Source organism: Pseudomonas sp. R1-15, assembly GCF_051132085.1.
Classification (GTDB): domain Bacteria; phylum Pseudomonadota; class Gammaproteobacteria; order Pseudomonadales; family Pseudomonadaceae; genus Aquipseudomonas.
Window position 1 is genome coordinate 2796366 of sequence record NZ_CP071660.1, and the last position, 26027, is coordinate 2822392.

Consider the following 26027-nt stretch of genomic DNA (forward strand, 5'->3'; position numbering starts at 1 on the left):
CGGATTGGACCTGTCACGCGCGGCCTCGACGGCCTACGGTGGATGCATCGATCACTACGGAGCCCGCCATGAGCCCGCGTTTGGATTACTACAGTGCGTCCCCCGCGGCGATGAGAGCCATGATTGGCCTGGAGGCGCTGACCAGCCGGCTGAGTATAGAACCGGCATTATTGCAACTGATCAGGATCCGCGCCTCGCAGCTCAACGGCTGCGCGTTCTGTACCGACATGCATTCGGTGGATGCCCGTCGCCAGGGCGAGACCGAGCGGCGTCTCTACGCGGTGGCGGTGTGGCGCGACAGCGGGTTTTTCAACCCGCGCGAACGAGCCGCCCTGGCCTGGACCGAAGCCGTCACGCTGCTGGCCGAAAGCCAAGTGCCAGACGACGTCTACGCCCTGGCCCGCGCCAGTTTCAGCGAAGAAGAATTGGTGGACCTGACCCTCGCGATCAGCACCATCAACAGCTGGAACCGCCTCGCGGTGAGCTTTCGCCAGAGCCCCGGGGGTTAAACGGCTATTCATGCGGCGGCCGTCAGACCGCCTTCGCGAGCAGGCTCGCTCCCACCCTGATCACCGGTATTCATTGCATCTGCATACGCAACAAAGCCCCCTGTGGGAGCGAGCCTGCTCGCGAAAGCGGTGGGTCAGTTTGCATCAGTCGTGGATGTGCCGTCGCCTTCGCGAGCAGGCTCGCTCCCACAGGGGCATTGCAGATGCTATAGCCAGCGAGGCGTGGTAAAGAATGAGGCCATTTCCGAGCGGGCCAGGGCTGCGCCAAAATACGGGCCTTGCACATGATCGCAAGCGACGCTGCGCAATTGGCTGAACTGCACGGCGTTCTCGATACCTTCGGCCGTCACCATCAACCCGACGCTGCGACTCAACCGAATCATTGCCAGCACGCCTTCCTTGTCATGTTCCAGGCCCAGTTGCGCCAGGATATTACGATCGAAGCGGATGCCGTCGAATGGCTGGTCAAGCACTTCCCGGAGGGACGCTATGTTGGTGCCGAACTTGTCGATATTGATCCGCACGCCCAGCGCCTTTAAAGCATGAAGGGTTCTGGCGAGCGTTTTATGGTCAGTCAGCAGGACGCCTTCGGCCACTTCCAGGGTCAGCCGTTGGGCGGGCAGGCCGCTTGTTTCCAAAGCCTTGTGCACCTGATTGAACAGGAAACTGCTGCTGAACCAGCGAGGCGAAACAGCGATGGAGACATTGAGCGGGGTGGGCCAACTCATCGCCTCGTCACAGGCGTTGATCAGCATCCAGCTGCCCAGGTCCTCCAGTTGACCGGATGCTTCGGCGACCGGGATGAAGTCGATCCCGCCCAGCTCACCGCGCTCAGGATGGTGCCAGAAGGCCTGTGCTTCAAAACCATACAGCTGCTCGGCGCCCACATCGAAACGGGGCAGGTAACGCAATTCGAGCTGGCCCTGCTGCATCGCATCGCGCAACTGCTGCTCATAGCGTCGACGGTCGCGGGCCACATTGCCCATGGCCTCTTCGTATACGCGCCAGGTATTGCGTCCCGCGGCCTTGGCCGCGTACAGGGCGATGTCGGCCTGGCGCAACAGCTCTTCGGCACGCTGCTCAGCGGGCTGCGACCAGGCAACCCCGATACTCACGCCCAGGTACAGCGTATTGCCGTCCAGGTGCATAGGCCGTTGCATGCATTCGATCAGGCGCGAGCACAATTGGTTGAGATCATCGGCGCCGCCCGGGCTCGGCAGGATGATGACGAATTCATCGCCACCCAGGCGCGCCACCAGGTCGCTGCCGCGCACGTTCTGTTGCAGGATATGGGCAACTTCCTTCAGCACCTTGTCGCCGACGGCATGGCCCAGGGAGTCGTTGACCGGTTTGAACCGGTCCATGTCCAGGTTCAGTATTGCCAGTGGCGTATCTCGCGCCTGGTCGAGGTGTTGGCTGAGGCAATCGAACAGGCGGTTGCGGTTGGCCAGCCCGGTCAGCGGATCGTGCAGCGACAGGTGCTTGATCTGCGCCAGCGCCCGCAACTCTTCGGTTATGTCGGTGGCGGTGCCACGAAAGCCCAGGGCGCCGGCTTCAATGGCCCGTACCGAGAGTTTGCAGGTGCGTATGCGCTGGTTGCGCGCGGTGTATTCGCAAAGGAGCGGCGCAGAGCAAGCGCTGTCGGCACCGGCGAGCAGCCAATGGGCGATCGAGATCGATCCGTTGTGCGGATGCAACAGTCGGTGCAACGGCTTGCCCAACCACTCGCTGGGGTTGAAGCCCGTGACCTGTTCGAAGCGTTCCGACAGATAGGTCAATGTTCCGTTCGAGTCGACCTCCCACAGCCAGTCGGACGAGACCTCGGCGATGTCCCGGAAGCGCTCCTCGCTGCGCTCCAATGCCTTGCGGTGGGCGAGAAGGCTGGCGTATTGCTGCTCCTGGGCGCGGAGCATGATCAGCGCATGACGCAACACCGCCAGGGCCATGACGGCAAGAAACAGCAATGCGAGCGCTAGCAAGGGCAGCAGCACTTTGCGCAGATCCTTGCCGGGAGTCGCGGGGCGCCAGGCCAAAGCTTCGCGGGTCAGGTCGTTGAGCAAGACCTGGGCGGTGTCCTTGGGGCCTGGCGTGCGGGCAATATGCGCGTCGGGCAGGGCGAAGTCCCGGGACAGGCTTTGCAGCGCGCCACGGTCCAGGACTTTGACAAATAACAGCAGGCTGGGCGGCCCCGGAATTTCGGCCACGCTGTTGTCGGTGCCGGTGGTAATCGCCGAGACGGCGACGAAGGCGGGCGCGTCCTCGTGATGCAACAGCTCGACGATCACTTCATCGCGGTTTTCCGCCGCCCTGGCCTTGCTGGCGAGTGCGCGCAGGTCACCTGTCAACCACGTGTCGGCCGCCATCTGGCTCATCTCGCCATCGATGACCGAATAAACCGTCTTGCCGGCTGGAGAAATGACGAACACGGCCTGGTAGCCATAGAGTGAGAACACGCTGCTGCCGACATTTTCCTGGTCGTAGGCCCAGTCTTTGTCGACCTTTACGTGCAGATGGCGATAAGCGTCGCTCCATTTGGAGTAGTCGCTCAGATCACGACCGATGCCCGTGCGCATGCCTTCGATGGCCCGCTGGGCAAAAAACACGCTTTGTTCTCGGGCCTGCTCGTCCTGGGTCTGGGTAACGTTGAGCAGCACCGCGATGGCCAAAGCGGACATGATGAACAGCAACAGCATGATGGCCGGGAAAGTGCGGCGGGTGAAACTTCGGGTTGGCCGCTCGCCGGAAATCACGGAGGAGCCATTGCCAGCATCTTCAATCATAAAAACAAGCCATCTGCTGAACGCGAGAATACCCCGCACTGGCTTTGTATCGGCTGACTGCCTGATTAACTTAATAAAAGTGAGAAAATGCTGACCAGTTGCATCATTTTTCCGAGGACCGGTCCCTTTCACGTGCTGGCTTTCTTGCGCAGTGCCCATTCCAGGGCAAAGTCCCGTTGCTGGAAATAGTTGACCGCGGCGGCGGCCACCAACGTCAAGCACGCGGCCAAGCCCGCCAGCGCCATGTCCTTTTGCGAGTCCCACGGGTCATGTTGCGCGCCGACGAAGGCCTTGGCGGTGTCGCCGCCCATATAAGCGCCGCCGATCCATTCGATCAGCTCATAGATGGCCGATGACGACAGGATCAGGTTCCACGCCAGGAAATAACCCGCGAAACCACGGGCCGGGATTACCCGCAGCAGCGCCTCGCGTACCGGATAGGCCAGCAGGAGGCCATAGCTGAAGTGCACCAGGCGATCGAACTGGTTGCGTTGGAAACCCAGGAGCTGGTCCAGCGGCTGGCCACCGGTCAGGGCTTGCCACCATTGGTTGTAGGGGACTTTTGCGTAGGTGTAGTGAGCGCCGACCTCATGGATGCAGAGGAAAACGAACACCAGCGTCGCCGACAGACGCGAGAAGCTGAACCGCCGATGGACCGCCACCAGGACGATCAGCAGCGCAAACACCAGCAGATTTTCCGCCAGCCAGTCGCTGCGCTTGACCGGCGCGATAGCCAGCCCCGTCCATAGGGCGATAAAACTTCCCAGCAGGATCAGCTCGTAACGGCTTGCTCGGATCGGCATGCTTACTCTTTATCCTTGCGCTGGCCGGGCAGCAGTGCGCCCAGCACCTGTTTGGCGGTCTCGACCACGATGCCCCGTTCGTTCGGGTCGCCCTGGAGCAGAGTCGAGGCAAATTTTTTCGCCTGTTCCAGCTTGATGTGTGGCGGCAGCGGCGGCACGTCGGGATCAGTACGGAATTCGATCAGCACCGGGCGTTCGGCGGCAAGTGCCTGTTCCCAGGCGCTGGCCACGTCGCTTTCCTGATCGACGAGGATGCCCTTGAGGCCAATGGATTCGGCGAACAGGTGGTAGGGCACGTCGGGAATGTTCTGCGAGGCCTCGAATTTCGGATCGCCCTCCATGACCCGCTGTTCCCAGGTCACCTGGTTCAAATCCTGATTATTGAACACTGCGCAGATCCAGGTGCTGTCCGTCCAGCTGCGCCAATACTTGGCGACGGTAATCAGCTCGGCCATGTTGTTCATCTGCATGGCACCGTCGCCCACCAGGGCGATGACCGGCCGATCCTGATGGCAGAACTTGGCCGCAATGGCGTAGGGCACGGCGGCGCCCATGGAGGCGAGGCCACCGGACAGCGAACACAGCATGCCCCGACGGATCTGCAGGTCCCGGGCATACCAGTTGGCGCAGGAGCCGGAATCACAGGTGATGATGGCGCGGTCCGGCAACCGTGGGGACAGTTCGAACGTGACCCGTTGCGGATTGATCGGCTTGGCCGAGACCAGCGCGCGTTTTTCCAGGGTCTTGTCCCAGTCCGCACGCCAGTGTTCGATTTTCTTGCGCCAGGCGCGGTCGGTCTTTTCTTCGATCAGCGGCAACAAGGCTCGCAGGGTGTCGGCGCTGTCACCCTGCAGGTTGACTTCCATGGGGTAGCGCAGGCTGAGCATGTCGGGCTGCAGGTCGATCTGCACGCCACGCGCATGGCCCTCCCGGGGCAGAAACTCGGCATAGGGGAAGCCGGACCCGATCATCAGCAGCGTGTCGCAACCGGCCATCAGGTTGTCACTGGGTTCGGTGCCCAACAGGCCGATGGCGCCGGTGACCCACGGCAACTCGTCGGGCACCGCGGCTTTGCCAAGCAAGGCCTTGGCGACGCCGGCACCGAGCTTGTTAGCGATGGCAATCACTTCATCCGTGGCATGCAGCGCCCCGGCGCCCACCAGGATGGCGACCTTCTTGCCAGCGTTGAGGACTTCGGCGGCCCGCTGCAGGTCTTCCTCGTAAGGCACGACCTTGGGTTTGCGATAACCGACGCCAGAATGCAGAGTGCCGTGCTTGTGGGGCGGCGCCGTGTATTCCATGTCCTGCAAATCGTTGGGCAGGATCAGCGCGGTGACCCGGCGCTCGCCTACCGCCGTGCGCACGGCGCGGTCGAGCAGATGGCGCACCTGCGCCGGTGCGCTGGCTTGTTGGACGAACGCGCCGGCTACATCCTTGAACAGGCTGACCAGGTCGAGTTCCTGCTGGTAATGGCCGCCAAGCGCATTTCGCGCTTGTTGGCCGCAGATGGCCAGGACCGGCATGTGGTCCATTCGCGCGTCATACAGGCCGGTGATCAGGTGCGACGCCCCTGGCCCGGAAGTGGCGATACAGACCCCCAGCTCGCCGGTGAACTTGGCATGGGCGCAGGCCATGAATGCGGCCATTTCCTCGTGACGCGCCTGAATGAACTGGATCTTGCCCTTGGCCCGGTTCAAGGCGCCAAACACGCCGTTGATGCCATCGCCCGGGTAGCCGTAGATACGGCGAACCCCCCACTCGTAAAGGCGCTCAACCAGAAAATCGCCGACGGTCATGCTCATGTCTGTTCCTCGTCCTGATGGGCTGTCTTGTCGGGCTGCGACCCTGGGCAGCGGTACGCAGCGCCGTGGCTCATACAGGACTGGACCGACGCAAGCCGCTCAAGGTTTCGATTTTTTTATCGATTGCAGCTTCCTCAGCAAGCCATCCACACTCAATTTTCCGGCGCCCTGCAACAGCAACGGCAGGAGCGCCACCAGGTAAATCAATGGCAGCTTGAAGTTGCCAAAGCCTTTGTTGGTGATGGCGTATCCCTGGGCCAGTTCGCTCAGGCTCGACCAATCCGCCGGCCAGTGCACGGCCGCCGTCGCGACCACCGTGACGATCATCAGCACCAGCGCCGAAACACGTGTGCCCAGGCCCACCAGCAGGGCGATGGCGCAGATCAGCTCCGCCCACATCGACAGTTCCCAGTTCCAACTGGCCGGCACATGGTTGAAAGGGAACGGGAAGGCCGCCTGGATTTCCGCGAACCAGTTCTGGCCGTGCCATTTTTCCAGGCCCGACTCGAAGAACTCCCAGGCCAGGAACAGGCGCAGCCCCAGCGGTGCGAGCCATGAGCCGGCGTGGTCGAGGTTAAGGTGCAGGCCGTTCAAGGCTTTCGAAAAAGACGCGTACATGTTTGATCTCCCTTACTCAGGCCGCACGTTGCAGGGCGTGGCGCTTGTTGGCCTGGGCGAGCTTGCCCACCAGGCGGACCGCCGTGGCGGCGCAGATCAGGCCGAAGGGCAGCACGTACCAGGCGCTCATCGGAATGCGCTTGAAGTTGGAGTAGGCAAAGATCGCCGCCAACACCCACATGCCGGTGGTGTGCAGGCGTTTCCAGGCGGTGGCGCCGATCAGCCGCGTGGTGCTTTTGAACGAGGTCAGGGCCAGCAGCAGGATGAACACATAACCCACACTGCCGGGCAGATTGCCGACGGTCGTGCGGCCGGGCCAGAACTCTGTGTTGAGCTGGCCGTACCAATAGATCAACACCGCGTGAACCAGGTGCGAAAAGGCAAAGGCCAAGCCGATGAAGCGCCGTTCGCGCACCAGGGACTTGCTCAGGGGCGAGGGCACCAGTACGGCAAACGCCGAAGCGGTGAAGGCCAGCAGGAACAGGGCAAAGGATGACCGGGCGGTGGCGCGAATGGCGCTGCGAACGCCTTCGGTGAGGTCCGGGTTGAGTGCCAGGATCAGCGCGGTCATCAACAGCACCAGGACGGCGATCAGGCTGAACAGCGACCAGCCCTGGAAACGGAAAGCAGGTGGCGTTGCGGTGGTGGCAGGCATGGGTAGGCTCCTTGAATTCATGGCCCGGCCGTCAGGGTGGCCGGGGACACAAGGAGTCTTTCAAGCGGGTGTAAGCGGGGTGTGTCGGGAATGACGCTGGTGTGCAAGTTTGTGTATGTCATGTGCCTGCTGACACACTGATATACAAACCCAACATCAAGCCGAATGCCGAACCCTGTGGGAGCGAGCCTGCTCGCGAAGGCGTCAGGTCAGCCAACAGTGATGTCGACTGTCAAAGCGCTTTCGCGAGCAGGCTCGCTCCCACAGGGTAATGCTGTTCACTTAACGCAACCCACAGGCTTGATCAGCTTCCGGATGGGGTATTGCAAGCCAACCGCAACTCGGCACACAAGCCGCCGCCATCGCGATTGCTCAAGGTCAGCGAGCCGCCCATGGCACTCGCCAGTTGTTGGGCAATGGCCAGTCCCAGGCCCGTGCCGCCGGTTTCCCGATTGCGCGAGCTCTCCACCCGGTAGAACGGCTTGAGCACTTCGGCCAGTTCTGCCTCGCTGATGCCGGGCCCGCGATCCAGCACCTGGATCGCCAGTTGCCCATGGGTGGCAGGCTGGACCTGGATCTGCGCCGCGCCGCCGAATTTCAGCGCGTTGTCCACCAGGTTGACCAACACCCGCCGCAACGCATGGGGACGGGTGTCGATCACGGCGGCGTTCTTGCCCGACAACTGCACGTCCTGGCCGGTGTCCTGGTAGTCGAACACCAAACTGTCGAGAAACGCATCCAGGCTGATCCGGCAACTGGCCTCGGTGGCGCCATGGATGCTGCGAGCGTAGGCCACGCCCTCACGCACGAGGTGTTCCATCTCGCTCAGATCGCTGCACAGTTTGTCCTTTTCGATGCCGTCGTCCATGAATTCGGCGCGCAGTTTCATGCGGGTGATGGGCGTCTGCAAGTCATGGGAAATCGCCGCCAGCAGTTGCATGCGCTCCTTGAGGTAGGCGGCAATGCGGTCCTGCATGGCATTGAACGCCTTTGCCGCGTGTACCACTTCGGTCGGGCCTTTTTCGTCCAGGCGCACGCCGTGGGCGTTGGGGTCGAGGGTTTCCACGGCCTGGGCCAGCCGGGTCAGCGGGCTGACGGCGATGCGCACGGCCAGCCATGTGCAGCCGATCAACAGCGCCAGTTGCCCGAGCAGCACCGCGGGCAGCCAGGGCGAAAGTGGCGCCATTGCCGGACGTACATCGATGGTCAGCGGGTTGCCGTCTTTCAGCCGCAGGTGCGCTTGGTAGTGCATCTTCGGGCCAGGGATCTGGTTATAGGTCAGCGCATAGGCTTCGCCCAGGGCTTGCTGGATCGAACTGACCGATATCGGTGCGTTGTCGGGCAACATCGGCATGCCAGGTTCGCCTTCGTCGAGCACGTAGCCGTAGTTGCGCCGGGCCAGTTTCGGCAGCCAGGCCTCTCGCTCGGCGGCTGGCAGGCGATCGAGGATGGCGACGGACGTCGAGACGTCGGTTTCGAGGTTGCCGAGCATGGTGTTCTTCGCGCTCTCGTAGCGTTCGTAATACTGGACGCCAAACGACAGGCCTTGGGCCAGGACCAGGCCGATCAGGAAGATCAACGACAAGCGCGAGGCGAGGGTACGTGGCCAGCGCAGCGACAGCTTCATACCGACGCCTCGAGGATCTCCACCGGCAGCGAGAACACGTAGCCTTCGCTGCGTACGGTCTTGATGTAGGCCGGCTCACGGGCATCGTCCAGCAGGCGCTGGCGCAAGCGGCTGACCAGCAGGTCGATGGAGCGATCGAACAGATCGGCGTCACGGCCTTGGGTCAGGTTCAGCAACTGGTCGCGGTTGAGGACGCGCTGCGGATGATCGAGGAACACCCGCAACAGACGGTACTCCGCGCCGCTCAGGGCGACCATGGTGCCGTCGCTGTCCAGCAGGTGGCGGGCGGTGGTGTCCAGCCGCCAGCGACCGAACGCCAGCAGGCGTCCGCTCTCGGTGACCACCAGATTGGGCGGCAACATCCGGGTGCGGCGCAGCACGGCGTTGATTCGGGCGAGCAGCTCGCGAGCGGCGAAAGGCTTGACCAGATAGTCGTCGGCGCCCATTTCCAGGCCGATGATGCGGTCGGTTTCGTCGTTGCGGGCGGTGAGCATCAGCACCGGCGTGGCCTTGTGCTTGCCGGCGCGCAGTTCCCGACACAACACCAGGCCATCATCGCCGGGCATCATGATATCCAGCACGATCAGGTCCACCGGGGTGGTTTCCAGGAAGGCCCGCATCTGCCGGCCATCGGCGACCACGGTGGTGCGCAGGCCGTTCTTTTTCAGGTAGTTGCCCACCAGCTCTCGAATCTCGCGATCGTCATCGACGATCAACACATGATCGACATGATCCATGCTGTTCTGCCCCTTGGCGTTTTGTTGTTGGCCAGTCTACAGGCACCAGCCGGCCTGGCCCGCGACGGTTTGTATTGCAGTGTATCTGGCGCGCGGCGGATACACAGCGATGCAAAAAGCCCCCTGGCCCGATACAGGCGCGATACCAGGGCGGCATTCAATGGCATCCATCGAGGCAACACAACGGGCCTCTGCGATAAACCATTGAATCGAGGACATCGTCATGAACACCAAAGCCATCTACGCCGCCTGCCTGTTTGCCGCGCTGAACATCTGCACCTTGTCGGCGCGGGCCGAAAGCAACGTTCAGCCGCAGACCTATAGCTACAGCAGCCACCTGGACGTGCGCAAAGTGCTGTCCCTGACCGAAGACCCGCAACCGGCCTGTGGCGTGGTCAATGCCCACATGACCTATCTGGATTCCGCGGGACACGAGCAGGCGCTGGACTATCGCAAGTTTTCTGATCACTGCACCAACCAGAACTGACGTTCTCTCGTAGCGAGGGAGCTTGCTCCCGCTGGGCCGCGAAGCGGCCCCAAAAACGCATTGACCATTCGGTGTGTCAGGCAGAAACGAGGGGGCGCTCCGCGCCCAGCGGGAGCAAGCTCCCTCGCCACGGGTTCTTCCGCCAACTTTCATTTTGAGGTGTTGCCATGCTTCTGATCGCTTTTCTCGGCGGGGTCCTGACGATCCTCAGCCCTTGCATCCTGCCCGTGGTGCCATTCCTGTTCGCCCGCGCCAATCAATCGCGTGGCTCGGTGCTGCTGACTCTGGCCGGCATGGTGCTGACCTTCGCCCTGGTGTCGAGCCTTGCGGTGGTCAGCAGCGAGTGGGTCATCCGCGCCAGCAGCGTCGGCCGGCAAGTCGCCCTGGTGGTGATGGTGCTGTTTGCCTTGTCGCTGATGTTCAGCCGGGTCGGCACCTGGCTCGCGCGACCGCTGGTCAGCCTGGGCAATCGCCTCGACGCCGGAGCCGGACGGATGGCTGGGCCGCTGGCGTCGCTGCTGATCGGCGTCGCCACGGGGCTGCTCTGGGCGCCGTGCGCCGGGCCGATCCTTGGGGTGATCCTGACCGGGGCGATGCTCCAAGGTGCCAGCGCGCAGACCAGCCTGCTGTTGCTTGCTTACGGCCTGGGTAGCGCCTTGTCGCTGGGTACGCTGATTCTGGCCGGGCGTGGCCTGATCGGTCGGCTGAAACCCTCGCTGCCGATCACCGCGTGGCTGCGTCGGGCGACGGGCGGGCTGGTGTTGCTGGCGGCCGTGGCGATCGGCAGCGGGGCAGATGACCGGTTGTTGGCGGCGACGTCCTCCGAACAGTCCGCCAGCCTGGAAAAAAGCCTGCTGGAGAACGTGCCCAAGGCCATCGATTACGTGGTCAGCAAGGCTGACGCCAGCAGCCTGCCGCCCCTGGATGCTCAGGGCGCGATGCCTTCGCTGGCAGGCGCGGTGCAATGGCTCAACTCGCCACCCCTGAACAGCGAGTCACTGCGGGGCAAAGTGGTGCTGGTGGATTTCTGGACCTACGACTGCATCAACTGCCAGCACACGCTGCCGTACGTGAATGGTTGGGCGAAGAAATACGAGAAGGACGGGTTGGTGGTGATCGGCGTGCATACGCCGGAATACGGCTACGAGAAGATCATCGATAACGTCCGCGAACAGGTGCGCAAGCTCGACATCCATTACCCGGTGGCCATCGACAACCAGTATTCGATCTGGCGCGCCTTCAACAACCAGTACTGGCCGGCCCATTACTTCATCGATGCCAAGGGGCAGGTGCGCTACAGCCACTTTGGCGAAGGGCGTTATGCAGAGCAGGAGCAAGTGATTCAACAACTGCTGCAACAAGCGAAGGCCAGCAACTGACCCGTGGCGAGGGAGCTTGCTCCCGCTGGGCTGCGAAGCGGCCCCCCAGTCTCTGGCTGACGCACCGAGTTGTCTGTGCTTTTTTAGGGCCGCTGCGCGCTGGAGCGCCAGCCCGGCCCAGCGGGAGCAAGCTCCCTCGCCACGGGTTTATATGTGGATTCCAGAACGGAGAACTGCTGTATGACTACTCGTTACTGGGAAAAACGCTTTAAGTTTAATGGCTTATAAGATTTTCATGCAGTTAGTTCTAAGTTACGTCGCCAAGGCCGGGAGCAAAGTGAAAATGCTGGCCCCTTGCTCATTCACACCAAGTCAAACTTCTTTCATTTCAGAATGTTGGACGACAAACCTATGCGCGTTTCTATATGGATCGCGGCGGCCATGTTGCTGACCGCTGTCTCGCTTGAAGCCCAGGCCAGGGCGCTTACCTCGAACCAGCAGTCGGTGTGTCGCTGGGGTTCGGACATTGCGGCGGGCGCCCAGGCGTCGAAGCTGTCCGGTGTCAGCCTGTATGGGGCGCGCAAGAAGCTGCAAGTGCGCAAGTTTGCGCGGCCATGGATGCGCATGACTGCCCTGGGCATTACCGAGCAGACCTACAACAGCGCATCGCGGCTCAAGCCTGCCGCCGTCAAGCAGACCTATTACGAACAATGCGTGCGTCACGCGTTGGCGCGACGCTAGCCCCTCAGCGGCAATCGCCTTTTTTCAAGGTGTAGCTCAGGTGTAGGCCAGCAGTCGACCGCAGAGAATCACCGCGATCCATAGCGCGATCGATACCAGTGCCTGGACACGTGCCAGCCCGGGGGCCTTCTGACCGGTATTCCATTGTTCGACCGAACGGTGAGTTCCGACATGAAACAGCAGGGCGTTGATGCCCGCCGCCGCAATCAGGCTGAGCTTGAGGATAAAGACGTTATTCCCGGCGAAATCCTGCGGGTGCGCGCTGAACATCATCAGCCCGGCCGGTACGATCAGCAGCAGGGCCCCGACGGCCCAGGTCAGCAGGTGCCGGGCGAGGGCGGTCACGGCGATGGCCTTGGACAGGCCGAGGACGCGCAAGTCGAACATCACCACCGCGCCCACCAGCACCGAAAAGCCGATGATGTGCAGCACCTCCACCAGCGGGTACAGCCATAGCTCGTCGCGCATGGCCAATGCCAGCGACGAGTCGGCCAGCCGGTCCATCCAGCCTTGCGCGGCCGGACCCGCGGCCTGCATCAGCGCAACTCGGTGGTCTTGTCATCAATGGTGATGCGCTCGGCGCGCAGTTCATCGGGTTTGTTGCGGTTGGCATAGCCGACCACGGTGGCTGAGTTACCCGCCTTGAGCATGTCCTTGGTCAGCCCGCGGCTTTCCATGCGTGAGGGCGGCGCCAGCACTACGGTCCAGGTCTTGTCGGTGGTTTGCAGGCGCACGGTGCCGTGGGGATGGGAATAACCGGATTGCTTTATCGTGCCTTCCAGCGTCAAGGGGTTGCTGGCGTCGTATTCGCTCCAGCCATGGTGGGCAAACGCCGCCGTGGCGACCAGCAGCGACGATAAACCAATGCAGCGAAGGGTGAGGTTCATGACAAGCTCTCCGGTTCAATTGGGATGATATTCGCTCCAGACCCGCTGCCCGTCGAGTTGGAGCAGCTGTTCCTCGACCTCGCGGAAACGTCGGTCGCAGTCGAGAAAGAATTCATCGAGTTGCGGCGGCTCGACGTGGGTGGCGCTGAGCATGGTATGGACTTGGCCGCGGTGGTGGATCTGGTGCTCGAACAGGTGCAACAGCAACCGGTCGATCCGCTCGCATACCCTGCCGTCGGCGCGCACCAGGTCGATGGAGCGGGCAAGGTCCGTTTCCCGCAGGGTTTCGCAGAAAGCCACCAGCCGGTGGTCGGTCTTGCCCTGGTTTTCCTTGAGCTCAGCGAAAGCCAGGGTCTGGTAGAAATCCCGTTCCTGGCCGTCAACATCGCCTTCCAGGGCAGTCAGGTAATAACGGTCAACCTCAAGGATGTGGCACAGCGTGGCTTGGATGGAGGGGAAAAAACTGGTGCGGTAGGCTTCGTATTCGGCCGTGTTCAGTTGCGCGCAGGCGCCCAGCAGCCGGTGGTTGGCCCATTGGTTGTTCAGGGCCTGGGCCAGGAAATAGTTCATGGAACGCCTCCCGTTCGCGTTGTTGCGCCGGGCGAAAGCGTAGCAAAGACTGGCGGTGGCGACGTGTTGCTGGTCGGTTGGCCCTACGAACAGAGCGCAACCTTTGTGGGAGCGAGCCTGCTCGCGAAGACGGCGGCACATCCAGCACCTTCGAATCAGGCAGACCGCTTTCGCGAGCAGGCTCGCTCCCACAGGGTTTTCATCGGCTGCGGCTTTACAGCCCCACATCCGGCAACGCCGGCCGATTGGCCAGGGCCTTGGCCATGATCTGCTCCACGTACACGCGGTCTTCTTCCGGCAAGGCCAGGCGCGGTGGGCGGGTGAGGGCGCTGCCGCGACCGGCGATGGCTTCGCACAGCTTGATGCATTGGACCAGGTCGGCGCGGGCGTCCAGGTGCAGGATCGGCATCAGCCATTCGTAGATCGGCATGGCTTCGGCGAACCGTCCGGCGCGGGCCAGGCGGAAGATGGTTTCGCCTTCTTTCGGGAACACGTTGGACATGCCCGAGACCCAGCCCTCGGCGCCGACGGCGAGGCTTTCCAGGACCACGTCATCGAGACCGGCAAACAGCACGAAGCGATCACCGACTTCGTTGCGCACATCGATGAAGCGGCGGGTGTCGCCGGAGGAATCCTTGAAACACACCACGTTGTCGCAGTCGGCCAGGGAAATCAGGATGTCCGGGGTGACATCGTTCTTGTAGATCGGCGGGTTGTTGTAGACCATCAGCGGCACGTCGGCATGCCGGGCCACGTAGCGGAAATGTTCGGCGGTCTCGAACGGCTTGGAGCCGTAGACCAGCGCCGGCATCAGCATGACCCCGTCGACACCGACCTTGCGCACTGCGTTGGCGACCTTGGCGGCCTGCACGCTGGTGAACTCGGCCACGCCGCAGATCACCGGCACCCGGCCACGGGAGGCGTCCACCGCCACTTCGGTCACGGCGATTTTTTCCTCGGCGCTCAGGGAGGTGTTTTCCCCCACGGATCCACAGACCACCAGGCCGGAAACGCCATCGCGGATGACGTTGGAAATGACCTGGTGGGTTTTTTCCAGGTTGATGGAAAAGTCGTCGTTGAATTGGGTGGTGACAGCGGGGAATACGCCGCTCCAGTTGATGCGTTTGCTCATGGGTGTCTCCTTTTGGTATTTCGTATACGGGTATATGTGGTTGCTTTTGTGGCGAGAGAGCTTGCTCCCGCTGGGTCGCGAAGCGGCCCCCAGGATCTGACTGACACACCGAGTTGTCAGCCTTCAGGACTGCTTCGCAGTCCAGCGGGAGCAAGCTCCCTCGCCACAAGGGTTCTGGGTGAAGCTGGAAATCATGCCCCGGGCCAGGTATCCGAAAGCCGATAGCCCTGCGGCCACGGATCGCTTGGGTCGAGCAACAACTGGTGGGTACCGGTAATCCACGCCCGTCCGGCGATGCACGGGTAGATCGCCGGGCGTCCGGCCACGTCGGTCAGTGAATCGATCCGGCAATGAAATTCGGAGCCGATGATCGAGCGGCCGATAAACCGCTCGCCCAGTTGCATCAAGCCTTTGGCGTGCAGCACCGCCATGCGCGCCGAGCAGCCGGTGCCAGTGGGAGAGCGGTCGATCTTGCCGGGCTGGATGACGACGGCGTTGGCGCCGGTGGCGATGCCGTTTTCCGTCACAAGGGGTGCGGCGATCTGGCAGAAAGATATGTGCGACCAGTCGGCGTTCAACGGGTGCACGAAGCCCAATTGCTCGTTCGCCGCGCGGGTGATTTTCAGCCCCACGGCCACCAGCTCGGCCGCCTCGTCAGGCCGGATGGCGAAGCCCAGGCGCTGGGCGTCGACGATGACGAAGCTATCGCCGCCGTAGGCCGTGTCCACTTGCAGCGAACCCAGGCCTTCGACTTCGATCCAGGCATCGAGGCGGTCGGCGAACGAGGGCACATTCTTGATCTCGACCCGCTGCACCTTGCCGTCGCGGCAGTCGGCCACGGCTTCGATCAGGCCACCCGGTGCTTCCAGCACCAACCGCGTCTGGGGTTCGCTCATGGGCAGGATGCCGCTGTCCAGCAGCACGGTGGCGACGCACAGCGAGTTGGAGCCGGACATCGGCGGCGTGTCGGCCGGCTCCATGATGATCCAGGCCATTTGCGCCCGCGGGTCCTTGGCCGGCACCAGCAGATTGACGTGGCGAAACACACCGCCCCGGGGTTCGTTGAGGACGAAGTTGCGCAGGGTCTGGTCCTGGGCGATCCAGCGTGACTGTTCCCAAACGGTGGCGCCGGGTGGCGGCGCGACGCCGCCGACGATCACATCGCCGACTTCGCCTTCGGCGTGGCAGCTGACTACATGGATGATTTTTGATGAGCGCATGGATCAGATCCTTGTGTTGTCTGGTCGGGCCTCTTCGCGAGCAGGCTCGCTCCCACAGGGTTCAATGGTGTACACGAGTCCGGGTGGGAGCGAGCCTGCTCGCGAAAGGGCCATTCGCTATTTCACCGATTTCAGAAACGCCGCCGTCTCCGGCTGCTGCGGATTGCCGATCACCTGGTCCGGCGGCCCGATCTCATGAACTCGACCATTACAAAAGAACGCCACCCGGTCGGAGACGTCGCGGGCGAAGCGGATCTCGTGCGTCACCAGCACCATGGTCATGCCGTCCTCGGCGAGCATACGCATGGTGTCCAGCACCTCACCCACCAGTTGCGGGTCCAGCGCCGAGGTGGCTTCGTCGAACAGCATGTAGTCGGGTGACATCGCCAGCGCCCGGGCGATGGCCATGCGTTGTTGCTGGCCGCCGGACAGCTTGCCGGGAAAGGCCTTGAGCTTGTCGCCCAGGCCGACGTGCTCAAGCTGCCGCACCGCCAGCGCCTCGGCGTCCTGTTTGCTCTTGCCCAGTACCTTGCGCGGCGCGAGCATGACGTTTTCCAGCACGGTGAGGTGGGGAAAGGCGTTCCATTGCTGGAAGACAATGCCGATCTTCTGTCGCAAGCGATTGAGGTCGGTGGCGCTGTCGTGGACCTCCACGCCGTCCACGCGGATGCTGCCTTTCTGGATCGGCTCCAGGCCATTGATGCACATCAGCAGGGTCGATTTGCCGGAGCCGGAGCCGCCGATGATCGAGACCACTTCGCCCTTGTCCACCGTCAGGCTGACACCCTTGACCACCTCCAGGTTGCCGAATGATTTGTGCACGTTTTCGATCTCAATCATTTTCCTGCCACCTTCTTTCCAGGCGCGCGCCGAGGCGGGCGACCACCAGGCTCATGACGTAGTAGATGAGGCCCGCGATGCACAGCACCAGCAGGGGTTCTTGAATCCGCGTGACAATGGTCTGCGAGGCGCGGAGCAATTCGACGATGCCGATCCACATCACCAGGGCGGTGTCTTTCATCACCCCCAGCACCAGGTTCAACCAGCCAGGGAAGGCCACCCGCGTGGCGATCGGCAGGACGATGAAGCGCAAGTCCTGCACGTAGCTCAGGCCCAGGGAACGACTGGCCCGCCGGGTGCTCAGCGGCACCGCCAGCACGCCACCGCGGACGATCTCGGTGAAGTACGCGGCGGCGTAGACGCCGAGCACGATGCAACCGACGGCGAAGGCACTGAGGTCCAGGCCGACGATGCTCTTGAGGGAGTTGAACAGCACGAACTGGATCAGCAACGGCACACTGCGAAACACGTCCAATACCCAGGCCAACGGCAGGCTGGCGCGGGGCAGCAACGCCCGTAGCAAACCGAACAGCAACCCGGCGACGGTGCCCAGCAGGATCGACCAGGCGGTCAATTGCACCGTGACCCAGGCACCCTCGAGCAGGTACAGCACGTCATTAACGGTAAGGCTTGTAGAAAACATGACCAGCCCTCAATAACGAAACAGCCGCCAGGACAACAGCCGGGCCAGCCCGACGATCAGCTTGGCGATCAGGTAGTACAGCAGCGCCGCGAGGGCGAAGTATTCGAAGGTGCGGAAGGTCTTGACGTTGTATTCCTGGGTCACGCCGGTGAGGTCGTTGTTCAAGCCGACCACCACGCCCAGGGAGGTCATCAGCACCGCCCAGACCATCTGGTTGGTCAGCGGGTAGAAGACGATGCGCAGCAATTGCGGGACGATGATCATCCGGTAGGCCTGGAACGCGCTCATGCCCAGGGAGCGGGCGGCGCGCATCTGCGTGCCCGGCACCGCCTTGAGTCCGCCGCGAAAGTTCTCGGCCAGATAGCCGGCGTTGTTGAAGGTGATACCGGCCAGCAAGGCGAACCATGAGCTGACGTGCAGGCCGAGGGAGCCGAGACCGAAGTAGAGGATGTAGATCTGGAACAGCGACGGCGTGTTGCGGGCGATCGATACCCAGCCGTTGCCGACGCCGCGCAACAATGGATGGCGGGCCTGGCGCATCACCGTCAGGAGCAGGGCGATCAGCACGCCGAAAATCATCGACAGCACGGCCGTTTCGAAGGTCACCCAGGCGCCGGCGAGCATATCGGGCAGCGCGCGCAGGGCCGGGCGCCATTGGAAGCTGTAGTCAAACATGGCTCGGGTTTCCCTTGCGTGCGATAGGTTGCAACCACTGCGGCGGCTGGCCGCTGGCCGTGGCGGTACAGGCGGCCTCGACGCAATCCCCGAGGCTGGCGAAGTGCACGCTGCGCCCCACCAGGCCGGGTGCGTAGTGGGCGTATTTGCCGGAATTGGTCATCAGGGTCGTGGCGGCCGGAGGGATCACCGGTTCACCCAGCATGCACCAGCAGGTGTCGGTGACCAGCGTCGCGCCGAAAGCCTCGATGGGCTCCAGGTAACCGGCCTGGCGAGCCTGCTCCAGCACGGCGCGACCGCAGGTGATCGCCACTGCCACGTCGGGGTGCCTGGTTCGTCCCGCACAAATGTTCGCCAGGGTGGCGAATTCGCTCAGGGAGAAGTGCGGGTTACCCAGGGAAACCACATCCACATGGCTGTGCCGGGCGCTGTTGAGTTCGCGCCAACTGGCGAGCAGTCCCGTCGCGTCCACGGTTTTCACCGATAACACGGCGTCGTGATCCAGGACCTGGGCCGGGTCCATGGCCTCCGGCGTCACCCCGGCGATGTGGAACAACGGCGCCGCGCTGGTGGTGGCGAACGCGGCGCCGAAGGCTTTCAGGTCGTCCAGGGTCGGCGCGGAGTCTTCCAGCCCTCGGATCAGCGGGATACGCCGCCCCGTGAGGCCGCCAACGTGATAGCCGAGCAGCGGATAGAAGCTGTCGTCTGCTGATTCGATCCTTGGCACCTCGACGATCAGGGCGGCCTTGCGCTGGTCGTCGAGATGACAACCGGCCAGCGGCGCGCGGCCACACAAGGCAATGCAGATATCGAGGAAGTCCGGGTATTTCTGCGTCCGCGCACCGAGCACGCTGTTGGCGTAGACCACCGCGTTGGACTCGGCCCAGACGATTTGTTCACCCGCCGTCGGCGCGGTGTCGAGCAGGTAGGGCGCGCAAGTGAAGCTCAATTGCGCGCCCATCGCCATGTAGGCGTCGCCCAAGGCACTGGCCGGCTCGCCCAGGGCCGGATCGACGCCGAGCTCACGCCAGCGGCGCTGGTCCACGGAAATCGAATTGAGGGTGGTGGGCACGCATACCTTTGCGCCCCACTGCACCAGTTGTTCGGCAAAACGCAGGCTGGCCGGGCCGGTATAAATGCAGCCGTCGATGTGGGCCTGGGTGATGTCCAGCAATTGTTCGGCGCCCTGGATGTCGGCCATGCGCAAGACGATTTGCATCGCCACCTGGGCAGCCTTGCCATGGACCCCGTCAAGCAGCGCCTGGTCCCGTTCGTTCAAACGGACAGTGGAGGGCTGGAACGGCTGCGCGCAAGTATTTTCCCCACGCCATTGGTCGTTGGGCCGACGCCCGGACAAGGTCAGGCGGTTGCCCTCGACACGCCCGAAGCCCTGGCCGCGCAAAGCGCTGAATGCTTCGCTGCCGATGCACAGCACCGGCAGGGAGCGCCGGAAAACCACCTCGGCGACAAGCACGCCCAGGGTCAGGATTTCATCGGCTTCGGCCAGCACCAGTGCCGCCGGTGCATGGCCGTTGCTGATCAGTTCCATCAACACGCTGCTGCCGGTGCAAGAGCCACGCCCGCTGGGAATCGCCAGCACGCGCCCGGCCAGGCGCTCGCCACTGAGCGGGTGGTGTCGGTCGATGACTTCGCCCGTGGCCGGATCAACCCCGCCCCAAAAGCTCAGGCCGACATCGGCGAACAACAGGCTGCCCTCGGCGGCACCCTCGACCAGGCTGCGGCCCTGCAGGCGGATAGGCGTGCTCGGCATGCCGCGATCCTCAGTAATAAACCTGCGGCACGGTCAGGTTGGCCGGCGGTATGTCGCTGCCGACCCACTTCACGAAGAGCTCCTTGTAGCGGCCGGTCCGCACCTGCTGGTTGACGAACAGGTTGAGGTAATTGAGCAGGCCGTATTCGTTGCGTTTGGCGCCGAGGGATACGTAGTCGATGACGTAAGGCGCGTCTCCCGCGATCTTCAGGCCCTTGTACTTGCCCGACTTGATGGTCGCGGCAGCGACGGTGTTGGTCACCACGGTGGCATCGATGTGGCCCTGGGCGACGGCCAGCAGTGTGTCGTTCTGCGATTGATAGGCGCGGAAACTGCCGCTGCCCCAGTTCTTCTGGTCTTTCTCCAGGGCAATGGCTTCATAGGTGCTGCTGGTGTTGCCGAGCTTCTTGCCCTTGAGGTCGGCGTAGCCGTTGATGCCGGTGTCGTCGCGGGTCAGCACGACCATCTGGAAAGCGAAGTAGGGCACGGTCAGGCCGACGGTCTTGGCCCGCTCCAGGGTGTCGGAAGTGGAGGCGACGATGACATCGGCGCGGCCCGAGAGCAGCGCGGGGATTCGGTCGGAGAATGGCGTTTCCACAACCTCCGCGTCGACGCCGAGAACCTTCGCCAGATCGTGGCAATAGTCCACGTCGAATCCTGCCGGTTTATTGCTTTCATCACGAAAGCCCATCGGAGGGAAGTCCAGTGTCACGGCGCAACGCAGTTTCCCCGAGCCGATGATGTCGTCGAGTTTGTCGGCGTGGGCGGGAAGGATGAGCAGGGGAAACAGGGCCACGCCGAGGGCTACGGCCAATGCAGGGTTTTTCATAAATGCCTCGCTGTCGAATAAGTGCTGGGAAATATCGTATTGAGGATTTCGTATACGATATTAAATAAGCAATCGACGTGCCTGTTTTTGTTTTTCCGATAAATCGTCGGTAAGCGCTTGATATACCGAGGGTTTCCGATGCTGCTAGCTGACGTTGGCGAGCAGGCGCGTCAGGTGCGGTGTTACAGATCGGAGCAGTGGTACTCGCGCACGCCCGATAAAGGAACAGCAATCAGCGCTGGTTTTCCCGATATTGGCTGGGAGACAGGCTGGTCAGGGCGCGGAACTGGCGACTGAACGCACTGTGATCGGTGTAGCCGCAGCGCAGGGCGATCTCGGTGATGGGCAAGTCCTGCTCCAGCAGCAAGCGCGAGGCTTCTTCCAGGCGCGCCTTGTGAATCATCTGCCGGGGCGTGAGCTGGAAGATGCGCTTGCAGTGTCGCTCCAGTTGCGCCACCGACAACCCGGCGATGGCGGTCAGCTCGGCCAGGCTGATGGTACGGGCGAAGTGGCGCTTGATGTGAGCATCCACCGCCGCCAGCTTCTGGAACGCCGGATGGCTCGATTGTGGCAGTTGCAGGTCACGGGAGATTCCGGCCAGGCCGACGATCCGGCCAGTGAGGTCGTGCAGGGCCAGTTTGTGGGTGAGGCACCACACTGGCTGGTTGCCGTAATACAGGTGCAGTTCGAGTTGGTCGGCCAGTTCTCTTCCGCTGGCGAGCACTCGGCGGTCCTGTTCGGTGTACAGCGGGCCGAAGCGTTCCGGGAATACCTGTTCGGCGGTGAGGCCGAGCAGGTCGTTGCGCTCTTTGAAACCGCAGCGTCGGGCCAGGGTCTGGTTGACGAAGGCATAACGGGCCTGGTTGTCCTTGATGAAGAACACTGTGTCGGTGAGGGTGTCGAGCAGCGGCGCGATGGGTTGCAGGCTCTGGAGCAGGGTGTCGAGGTCGCAGGGGGGCAGGGAGGCGAGTGAGGGGTACATGGGCGGTGTCGTTTTTTTGTGAGGCAGGGAGTGTCGGATGGAAGTGATGCGATTGTCACGTGCTCCGTCGTCGGTCTGGCTTTATCTGTCTCGGGCTGTCTATTGGTGTATATCCGTTGCTGTGGTAACGGCCACTTAGGGTTCCGCCCTTACGGCGGGTCACTTTTGGAAGAGCGCCAAAAGTAACCAAAAGCGCTTTGCCCCACCACTCGGTGCCTCGCCTAGGCTCGGCATGCCCTCACTCCGGCATTGCTCCGTGGGCCGCCGCGAAGGGCCATCCATGGCCCAGCGCGGCTAACCCGGCATCCATGCCGGGTTGCCCACTGCGCAATGCCTGCGTTCGGCCAGCGTGGTTAATGGGGCGCTGCGATCAAAGTCAAAAGCAGAGCAAGAGCAAGAGCAAGAGCAAGAGCAAGAGCAAGAGCAAGAGCAAGAGCAAGAGCCGGGCACATACTGGCATCACGCGACTGTCCTACCGCCTTCGCGAGCAGGCTCGCTCCCACATTGGATTTCGGCAAACGCAGATTTCATGGCATACAGAGAACCCCTGTGGGAGCGAGCCTGCTCGCGAAGAGGCCAGCCCATCCAACATCTTCATTGGCTGGCAGTCCGCCATCGCGAGCAAGCTCGCTCCCACAGGGAAACGCGAACCAACCGAAACCAGGTCGGCTACTAGGCCGCCTCGCGGCGGCCCACGGAGCAAGGTCTGCCTTCAGTCATTTGGATCCAAAGAACCTTCGGTCCATTGCTTTGAACTCAGCCACGGCGATCCCTTCTAGATGCACCTCAATCAAGCCGAGGAACCCCCTGCGCAATGCCCAGAATCCTGACTTACCCTACGCCCGAAGAAGATCTGACCGAGCACAATGCCAAGCTGTTTGGCTCACCCAAGGAGCGGCTGGATTTCTACCGGCGGGAAATCCAGTACGAAACCAGTATTCTCGCCAATCGAACCGACGCGTATCTGGCCGCACAGTCTTTCCTGGTGATTGCCTTCGCGTCGTGCATGGCCAACCTGAATCCGGAGTGGGGCAAGCTCTTCACGCTGATCGTGCCGCCATTTCTGGCGCTGCTCGGTTTCCTGAGTTCGCTCAACGCCTGGCCGGGGATTCGGGCTGCCTACGAGATCATCGACCATTGGCATTTCAAACAAAGCGAACTGCTGCGCAGTGAACCGTTGATGGGCCTGGCCTACGATGATTCGCCGCTGTTCAGCGAGCGCGAGTCGACCCACAAGGGCTATCGCAAGTCGCTGCTGTTTTCGGTGCGCACACCGTGGATCTTCGCGGCGTTCTGGGTGTTGCTGGGGGTGTATTCGGTGTTCATCCAAGTGACCGATCCGGGTGGCTGACTGTCACTTTTTTCGGCGCTCATACCACGCCAGTGCGGGTTGGGTACTCACTCCGTGCACCAGGATACTCAGCGCCACCACCGACAGTGTGAGGTCAATGCACAGCTGCCCCACTTCAGGCTGCAGGTGATGGTTCAAGGCGTAGAACAGGTAAAACAGGCTGCCGATGCCGCGTATGCCGAACCAGCCGATCAATAACCGTTGCGGCCCATCCAGCAATCTCCCCCAAGGCATCGCCAACACGCTCAACGGCCGGATCACCGCGAACAGCAAGGCACCGATGGCCAAGGCCCGCCAATCCCAGTGATGGGCAAGGACCACGCCGAGCAGTGTGACCAGGAACACTTCCATGGAGCGCTCCACCAGGCTGCCGAACGCCAGCATGTCGCTCATCATCACCCCGGCCGCCACCTGGCCGTCGTCCAGGGCCTGGGTGTCGCCGTGCACGGCCTGCTCCGGTTCTACCGCTTCATGGCCCACCAGCGGTTGCACCAGATGCTCGGCCGGCGGCGCGTTTTCATCGGTAGACTCGACTTCCGCCTGACGCAATCCCAGGCCGGCGGCGAACACCGAAAGAAAGCCATAAGCCTGCACCGACTCCGCCGCCACGTAGGCCAGGGCGATCAGGGCCAGGGCCAGGTAATCGTTTGGCGACAGGGTACTGTCGGCGTTCCTGATGCGCATCGACAAGGTCAGCCGGCCGATGCCACGCCCCAGCCAGTAACCGATCAACAGCCCCGCCGGTACGGCCCACAAGACGTTGCGCAAGGCCCACTCGCCGAGGAATCCGCTGCCGTCTTCCTGCAGCATGAGCAAGCCAAGGATGACAAAGGGAAATGCAGTGCCGTCGTTCAGCCCGGCTTCCCCGGACAGGCCGAACCGCACGCGATCATCGTCGCGGGCATCATTGACCTGCACCAGTGCCGCCAGCACCGGGTCGGTGGGTGCGAGCATCGCGCCGATCAACATGGACACGCCCCATCCGAGGCCAAACAGGTAGTGCAAGGTCAGGCACAGGCCGGCGATGGTCAGGATCATCACCGGACCGGCCAGCCCGTAGGCCACGCGCCAGCTGCGGTTCTTCAGTGGGAGGCGCAGCTTGAGGCCGCTGACGAACAGCGAGAACACCACGGCGACTTCGGTCAGGTGCTCCATCCAGACGGACGAATCGTCGACCCCCAGCCGCAGCAGTCCCAGCCCCGCCGGGCCAATGGCGACGCCCAGCACCAGGCACACGGCCGAGGTGGTGACCGGCATCCAGCGCAGGTAGGACGACGTCAGGGCCAGGGTCAGCAAAACGGCACCGAGCACCGCTACCCACACTGTGAAGATCATCGTTGCTCCTTGGATTGTGACCACTCATTTCCTTGTGGCGAGGGAGCTTGCTCCCGCTGGCCGCGCAGCGGCCTTTCTTTGGGGGCCGCTGCGCACTGGAGCGCCAGCCCGACCCAGCGGGAGCAAGCTCCCTCGCCACGAAAAACCGCCTTGCCTAGCGTTCGAGGGTGTTAGCGAAGCGAGGGTTCCCCGGCATATCGGCAGGCTCCCGTTTATCCGGGCGCTTTTCGATCCAGGGGAATTTTTTCCCGTGCGCGAGGCTCTGCAATGGAAGAGACGTGCTGATCGAGCGTCCCGTCGAGAAACCCAAGAGGCCTTTATGACTGCGCTGACATCCCTCCAATCCAGGCCTGCCACCGCGCAGCCATTCACCACTGCGGGCAACGTTCGTCAATGCTACGAGCGGCTGCTGCAGGGCCCCGACGACAGCGACAAGCAAGCCGATGCCCAAGCCTTTCTCCAGCCTTTGCTGGAGCAGGCCGCGGCGTTGCCCCAGGAGATGCCCGACGATCCGGCGGCGCTGCTTGCCTGGGTAGAACAGCACAGCGCCGGCGTGGCCCGGCAGTACGCCGACTACCTGGAACGACGCAAGAGTGGCGGTCGTCGGGAGTTCTTCCACAGCAAGGCCCAGGCGTTGTACTTCCTGCAGGCCGTGGCGCCGACCAAACTGGTGGATGGCGCCTGGTTGTACGGCGTGCTCAGGCATTGGCATGACCACCGTTTCGAAGGGCTGCTGTGTACCTATCTGGAAGAGCTCGGCGATGGTGTGCCGGCCCAGAACCATGTGGTGCTCTACCGCAAGCTGCTGGCTGAACATGGCCTGTCGGACATGCCCGACATCCACGATGACCGCTATCTGCAAGGTGCGGTGCAACTGGCTTTGGGTTATGCCGGCGACGAGTATCTGCCCGAGGTCATCGGCTACAACCTTGGCTACGAACAACTGCCACTGCATTTGCTGATCAGTGCGTACGAGCTGAGCGAACTCGACATCGACCCGTATTACTTCACTCTCCATGTGACCATCGACAACGCCAGCACCGGCCATGCCCACAAGGCTGTGCAGTCGCTGCTGCAACTGATGCCGATGGAGGCGGATCGCGAATCCTTCTGGCGTCGGGTCACCCTGGGCTATCGCCTCAACGACCTGGGGCAGGGCAGCCGGGCGGTCATCGAGTCGTTTGACCTGGAACGCGAGGTCCTCGACATGCTCGAGCGCAAGCGCCCGTTTGGCCAACACATGCATTCCGATTACTGCAAATTCGAAGGCAAGACCGTCAACCAATGGCTGGCGGAGCCGGGGCAGCTGGAAGGTTTCCTCAAGGCCATGCAAGGCAAAGGCTGGATCCGGCGCCACGAAGATCCGCAGAACAGCCGCTTCTGGACTCTGATCGAAGGCGCTGGCGCGGCGATGTTCGGGGTCTTCAGCCCTTACGAAAAGCAGCTGTTGCACGATTGGATCGCCGGTGACTGGTTGGAGGGGCGCGGTCGCTCCGGCGCCCGCCGCAGCCTTGGCGCGGCGCAGGATACCCAGGCACCGACGCAGGATCCGGACGTGCAGAACCTGCAGCAATTACTGCGGGGCAAGGCGCCCGATGCGCAGATGCAGATCCTCATGCCCTGGCTTTCGCCGCGCGCCCATAGCCATCCGGCCGGGCTGCTGGCGACCCGCCGGTTCATCGAACTCAAATCCGCCCTTCGTTAGGAGCCCTGC

25 protein-coding genes are annotated in these 26027 nt (G+C 62.7%); 6 read left to right on the forward strand and 19 right to left on the reverse strand.

Annotated features, from left to right (window positions below; all coding sequences use genetic code 11):
* Positions 1 to 68: 68 nt before the first annotated feature.
* Positions 69 to 509 carry a carboxymuconolactone decarboxylase family protein gene (locus J3P97_RS12655; protein WP_434674343.1) on the forward strand — a complete coding sequence of 147 codons (441 nt, stop codon included), beginning with the start codon at positions 69 to 71 and terminating at the stop codon, positions 507 to 509.
* Positions 510 to 715: 206 nt separating this feature from the next.
* Here J3P97_RS12655 and J3P97_RS12660 read toward each other — a convergent pair whose 3' ends face one another.
* The 7 genes from J3P97_RS12660 to J3P97_RS12690 form a co-directional block, all read right to left on the reverse strand.
* The gene (locus J3P97_RS12660; RefSeq protein WP_434674344.1) at positions 716 to 3289 is read right to left on the reverse strand and encodes a bifunctional diguanylate cyclase/phosphodiesterase; all 2574 of its coding nucleotides are present in this window, start codon (positions 3287 to 3289) and stop codon (positions 716 to 718) included.
* 128 nt (positions 3290 to 3417) lie between these two features.
* Entirely contained in the window at positions 3418 to 4092 is a 675-nt protein-coding gene (locus J3P97_RS12665; protein ID WP_434674345.1) for a DUF2238 domain-containing protein, read from the reverse strand.
* A 2-nt stretch (positions 4093 to 4094) separates the two neighbouring features.
* The gene (locus J3P97_RS12670) at positions 4095 to 5894 is read right to left on the reverse strand and encodes a thiamine pyrophosphate-requiring protein (RefSeq protein WP_434674346.1); all 1800 of its coding nucleotides are present in this window, start codon (positions 5892 to 5894) and stop codon (positions 4095 to 4097) included.
* Between the two features lie 99 nt (positions 5895 to 5993).
* Positions 5994 to 6512, reverse strand: coding sequence for an HvfX family Cu-binding RiPP maturation protein (locus J3P97_RS12675; RefSeq protein ID WP_434674347.1), 519 nt, complete (start codon positions 6510 to 6512; stop codon positions 5994 to 5996).
* A 16-nt stretch (positions 6513 to 6528) separates the two neighbouring features.
* Positions 6529 to 7167, reverse strand: a complete 639-nt coding sequence (locus J3P97_RS12680) for a ferric reductase-like transmembrane domain-containing protein (RefSeq protein WP_434674348.1) — start codon at positions 7165 to 7167, stop codon at positions 6529 to 6531.
* A gap of 304 nt (positions 7168 to 7471) precedes the next feature.
* On the reverse strand, positions 7472 to 8794 hold the full coding sequence (locus J3P97_RS12685; RefSeq protein WP_434604862.1) for an ATP-binding protein: 1323 nt from the start codon (positions 8792 to 8794) through the stop codon (positions 7472 to 7474).
* Positions 8791 to 9531 carry a response regulator gene (locus J3P97_RS12690; protein WP_123344949.1) on the reverse strand — a complete coding sequence of 247 codons (741 nt, stop codon included), beginning with the start codon at positions 9529 to 9531 and terminating at the stop codon, positions 8791 to 8793. The genes J3P97_RS12685 and J3P97_RS12690 overlap by 4 nt, the downstream gene beginning before the upstream one ends.
* 223 nt (positions 9532 to 9754) lie before the next feature.
* Here J3P97_RS12690 and J3P97_RS12695 point away from each other — a divergent pair, with 223 nt between their 5' ends.
* From J3P97_RS12695 to J3P97_RS12705, 3 genes are all read left to right on the forward strand, one after another.
* Complete coding sequence (locus J3P97_RS12695; RefSeq protein WP_434674349.1) at positions 9755 to 10018, forward strand: DUF2790 domain-containing protein; 264 nt, start codon at positions 9755 to 9757, stop codon at positions 10016 to 10018.
* Between the two features lie 167 nt (positions 10019 to 10185).
* A complete protein-coding gene (locus J3P97_RS12700) occupies positions 10186 to 11397 on the forward strand; it encodes a cytochrome c biogenesis protein DipZ (protein ID WP_434674350.1) in 1212 nt (403 codons plus the stop codon).
* 351 nt (positions 11398 to 11748) lie between these two features.
* Complete coding sequence (locus J3P97_RS12705) at positions 11749 to 12078, forward strand: hypothetical protein (RefSeq protein ID WP_434674351.1); 330 nt, start codon at positions 11749 to 11751, stop codon at positions 12076 to 12078.
* A 36-nt stretch (positions 12079 to 12114) separates the two neighbouring features.
* Here the strand turns inward: J3P97_RS12705 and J3P97_RS12710 are convergent, their stop codons facing one another.
* The 11 genes from J3P97_RS12710 to J3P97_RS12760 all read right to left on the reverse strand — a co-directional run bounded on the left by J3P97_RS12710 (position 12115) and on the right by J3P97_RS12760 (position 21627).
* The gene (locus tag J3P97_RS12710) at positions 12115 to 12615 is read right to left on the reverse strand and encodes a DUF6644 family protein (protein ID WP_434674352.1); all 501 of its coding nucleotides are present in this window, start codon (positions 12613 to 12615) and stop codon (positions 12115 to 12117) included.
* Positions 12615 to 12965: a DUF6152 family protein gene (locus J3P97_RS12715; protein ID WP_434568546.1), complete on the reverse strand. Its 351-nt coding sequence runs from the start codon at positions 12963 to 12965 to the stop codon at positions 12615 to 12617. The genes J3P97_RS12710 and J3P97_RS12715 overlap by 1 nt, the downstream gene beginning before the upstream one ends.
* Positions 12966 to 12980: 15 nt before the next feature.
* On the reverse strand, positions 12981 to 13535 hold the full coding sequence (locus J3P97_RS12720; RefSeq protein WP_434674353.1) for a DinB family protein: 555 nt from the start codon (positions 13533 to 13535) through the stop codon (positions 12981 to 12983).
* Positions 13536 to 13749: 214 nt separating this feature from the next.
* Positions 13750 to 14667: a dihydrodipicolinate synthase family protein gene (locus tag J3P97_RS12725; RefSeq protein WP_186632069.1), complete on the reverse strand. Its 918-nt coding sequence runs from the start codon at positions 14665 to 14667 to the stop codon at positions 13750 to 13752.
* 191 nt (positions 14668 to 14858) lie between these two features.
* Entirely contained in the window at positions 14859 to 15887 is a 1029-nt protein-coding gene (locus tag J3P97_RS12730; RefSeq protein ID WP_434604877.1) for a trans-3-hydroxy-L-proline dehydratase, read from the reverse strand.
* A gap of 117 nt (positions 15888 to 16004) precedes the next feature.
* Entirely contained in the window at positions 16005 to 16727 is a 723-nt protein-coding gene (locus J3P97_RS12735) for an amino acid ABC transporter ATP-binding protein (protein ID WP_305494738.1), read from the reverse strand.
* Entirely contained in the window at positions 16720 to 17370 is a 651-nt protein-coding gene (locus J3P97_RS12740; protein WP_434568543.1) for an amino acid ABC transporter permease, read from the reverse strand. Before J3P97_RS12740 ends, J3P97_RS12735 begins: the two co-directional genes overlap by 8 nt.
* 9 nt (positions 17371 to 17379) lie before the next feature.
* Positions 17380 to 18045, reverse strand: coding sequence for an amino acid ABC transporter permease (locus J3P97_RS12745; protein WP_434674354.1), 666 nt, complete (start codon positions 18043 to 18045; stop codon positions 17380 to 17382).
* Positions 18038 to 19816 (reverse strand): cis-3-hydroxy-L-proline dehydratase, encoded by a 1779-nt coding sequence (lhpI, locus tag J3P97_RS12750; RefSeq protein ID WP_434674355.1) that lies wholly within the window; start codon positions 19814 to 19816, stop codon positions 18038 to 18040. Before lhpI ends, J3P97_RS12745 begins: the two co-directional genes overlap by 8 nt.
* 10 nt (positions 19817 to 19826) lie before the next feature.
* Complete coding sequence (locus J3P97_RS12755; RefSeq protein WP_434674356.1) at positions 19827 to 20645, reverse strand: ABC transporter substrate-binding protein; 819 nt, start codon at positions 20643 to 20645, stop codon at positions 19827 to 19829.
* A gap of 232 nt (positions 20646 to 20877) precedes the next feature.
* Positions 20878 to 21627, reverse strand: coding sequence for a helix-turn-helix domain-containing protein (locus tag J3P97_RS12760; protein ID WP_434674357.1), 750 nt, complete (start codon positions 21625 to 21627; stop codon positions 20878 to 20880).
* A gap of 814 nt (positions 21628 to 22441) precedes the next feature.
* Between J3P97_RS12760 and J3P97_RS12765 the strand changes: the two genes are divergently transcribed.
* The gene (locus tag J3P97_RS12765; protein ID WP_434604881.1) at positions 22442 to 22978 is read left to right on the forward strand and encodes a hypothetical protein; all 537 of its coding nucleotides are present in this window, start codon (positions 22442 to 22444) and stop codon (positions 22976 to 22978) included.
* Between the two features lie 3 nt (positions 22979 to 22981).
* Here J3P97_RS12765 and J3P97_RS12770 read toward each other — a convergent pair whose 3' ends face one another.
* On the reverse strand, positions 22982 to 24313 hold the full coding sequence (locus J3P97_RS12770; RefSeq protein ID WP_434674358.1) for a cation:proton antiporter: 1332 nt from the start codon (positions 24311 to 24313) through the stop codon (positions 22982 to 22984).
* A 319-nt stretch (positions 24314 to 24632) separates the two neighbouring features.
* Here J3P97_RS12770 and J3P97_RS12775 point away from each other — a divergent pair, with 319 nt between their 5' ends.
* Positions 24633 to 26018 (forward strand): iron-containing redox enzyme family protein, encoded by a 1386-nt coding sequence (locus J3P97_RS12775; RefSeq protein WP_434674359.1) that lies wholly within the window; start codon positions 24633 to 24635, stop codon positions 26016 to 26018.
* The last annotated feature ends 9 nt before the right edge of the window (positions 26019 to 26027 follow it).